We start from the raw sequence: 747 nt of genomic DNA on the forward strand, positions 1-747 counted from the left end.
CATCACATCATCGAGCGTTTGCTGTGTGAGGTCTGGCTGGGCGGCAACGGGGGCGGCATAGAGTGGCGAGCCTTCGGGCAAGTTCGTCGTCATGCGGGCGATGGAAGCATCCCGCGAGACGTGGCCCACCGGCTCCGCGCTCACAGGGGCCGCAGCAAGTGTGTCACGCTCGGCTAGCAGCGCAGCGATTTGCTCTGCCCGCTCATTCACTCCACCTTGCCGTTTAGCATCGGCAATAGCTGCTGCCAGGTCTTGACGGAGTTTTGGATACTTGTCGGTCATCGCTTCTTCTTCCTCAGTTGGGGGTAATTAGGATTGGGGGCGGCTTTTGATGTCACCGGGATGAATGCGCGTGTGCCGTATACCTGTGCTGCTCGGTAGAGGTTGAACGCTTCTTGCGGGGTAGACCGCGCCTGGTTGTGTGGGTGGGTGTTCATGCGCTTTGCTCCGGTTCGCGAGTAACCCACATGGCCACAGGTCCGTCTTCAGTGTCATGGATTGAAATGAGGAACCAGCCGTCACCATGAGGAGGGAGCGGGTTCCAGCCAGAGAAATCACTACTTCCGTGCTCGAAGTAGTCGGTGGCAATTTTGTCGTTTTCAGGGTTGGTGTCATTCTCCAGTGAGTGCAATGCGTAACGGAGGCCCTGCTGCCTGAGATACTCGCCAAATTCTTGCTCTTGGCCCTCCTCAAACTGAGGAAGGTCGGGGTGGCAGCGCCAACCGTTTTGGTCCAAAGGCAGTTCTT

General features: G+C 57.8%; 1 protein-coding gene and 1 pseudogene. Both read right to left on the reverse strand.

The annotated features are described in order from the left end of the window. The coding region (locus WFM49_RS18515; RefSeq protein ID WP_336974848.1) for a hypothetical protein at positions 1-210 on the reverse strand (210 nt) is incomplete at its 3' end. A 223-nt stretch (positions 211-433) separates the two neighbouring features. Next, positions 434-747 (reverse strand): annotated as a pseudogene (locus tag WFM49_RS18520) (hypothetical protein); the annotation flags it as partial.

It is taken from the genome of Alcaligenes sp. PF14 (assembly GCF_037150615.1).
Classification (GTDB): Bacteria; Pseudomonadota; Gammaproteobacteria; order Burkholderiales; family Burkholderiaceae_B; genus Alcaligenes; species Alcaligenes phenolicus.